This window comes from Comamonas sp. B-9, from assembly GCF_000410635.1.
Lineage (GTDB): Bacteria > Pseudomonadota > Gammaproteobacteria > Burkholderiales > Burkholderiaceae_C > Comamonas.
On sequence record NZ_KE148567.1, the window covers coordinates 23017 to 24473 of the forward strand.

Annotated in this window: 3 protein-coding genes; all 3 read left to right on the forward strand. The window is 66.6% G+C overall.

Annotated features, from left to right (window positions below; all coding sequences use genetic code 11):
• The coding region (locus tag H928_RS27420; RefSeq protein ID WP_239644945.1) for an ADP-ribosylglycohydrolase family protein at window positions 1–814 on the forward strand (814 nt) is incomplete at its 5' end.
• Window positions 815–846: 32 nt separating this feature from the next.
• Entirely contained in the window at window positions 847–1092 is a 246-nt protein-coding gene (locus H928_RS0112010; protein ID WP_021026731.1) for a hypothetical protein, read from the forward strand.
• Window positions 1093–1097: 5 nt separating this feature from the next.
• Window positions 1098–1457 (forward strand): nucleoside deaminase (locus tag H928_RS27425; protein WP_021026732.1); only part of this gene is annotated, 360 nt, incomplete at its 3' end.

Consider the following 1457-nt stretch of genomic DNA (forward strand, 5'->3'; position numbering starts at 1 on the left):
CGGAGGCCCGTTCTCGCTGCGCGCCGGGCAATGGACCGACGACACCTCGATGGCGCTGTGCCTGGCCGAGAGCCTGTTCACCAAGGGCGATTGCGACCCGGCCGACCAGATGGCGCGCTATGCCAACTGGTACCAGTGGGGTTACTGGAGCGCTACCGGCCATTGCTTTGACATTGGCTTGGCCACGCGGGAAGCTTTGCAAAGGTTCTTGTTAACCGGCAATCCGCTGGCTGGCAGCACGGACCCGCACAGCGCGGGCAATGGCTCGATCATGCGGCTGGCACCTGTGGCGCTGCGCTTTTGCGGCGATGAGCAGCATCTGCAAGACAAGGCAGCACTCAGCTCGCAAACCACGCATGGCGCGGCGGAGTGCCTGGATGCCTGCCGCCTGCTGGCGGTCGCCATCGCCCGCGCGCTGCAGGGGCGGCCCAAAAATGAGGTGCTGGCGCTGTCCGATCTGCCGCTGGCCAGCCCCCAGCTGCAGCAGATTGCGCAAGGCCAGTACCAGGCCAAAAGCCGGGACGACATCCAGGGCTCGGGTTATGTGGTGCGCAGCCTCGAAGCAGCGCTGTGGTGCTTTGCCCGGCATGACTGCTTTGCGGACGCGGTGCTGGAGGCCGCGAATCTGGGCGACGACGCCGACACCACGGCGGCCATCACCGGCCAGATTGCGGGCGCCTTTTGGGGCGAGCAGGGCATACCGCACCACTGGCTGCAGCGCCTGCACCTGGCCGATGAGATCCGGGCGCTGGCGGTGCAGCTGTGGCAGGCCAACCAGGGCTTGCCTGCCGCTTGCCACGACGCCGCGCGATAATCAGACCGCATACGGAATGGAGGGAGGATGCTATGCGGGCTGTATTGGGTTTGGCAGGGTTGTTGGTGGTGATGGCGATTGTGGCGTTGCTGATGAAGCAGAACATGGGGGTGACCAAGGCACCCACCCCTGCCGCCGTCGAAGGCGTGCGCGTGCCGCAGATCGACACCAGCAAGGATGTGAATGCACAAAGCCGGCAGATCCAGCAGCAGGTGCAGGACCAGCTGAACCAGGCGGTGCAGCAGGATGCGCAGCGCCTGAAGCAAGCCGAAGAGTGACAGCAATGGCTGACAGCCTCGTCCCCGCCAGCACCGGCGGCCAGCTGCCCCCCCAGCCCGATGACGCGCACTGGATGCGCGCCGCGCTGGAACAGGCGCGCGCTGCGGCCGAGGCTGGCGAAGTGCCCGTGGGTGCCGTGGTGGTGCGTGATGGCCAGATCGTCGGCCGGGGCTTTAACCACCCGATTGGCGCACACGACCCCAGCGCCCATGCCGAGATCGAGGCGCTGCGCGATGCGGCCAAGCGCCTGGGCAATTACCGGCTCGATGGCTGTATCTTGTATGTCAGCTTGGAGCCCTGCGCGATGTGCGCTGGCGCCATCTTGCATGCGCGCCTGGACCGTGTGGTCTGGGGCGCTGCCGAG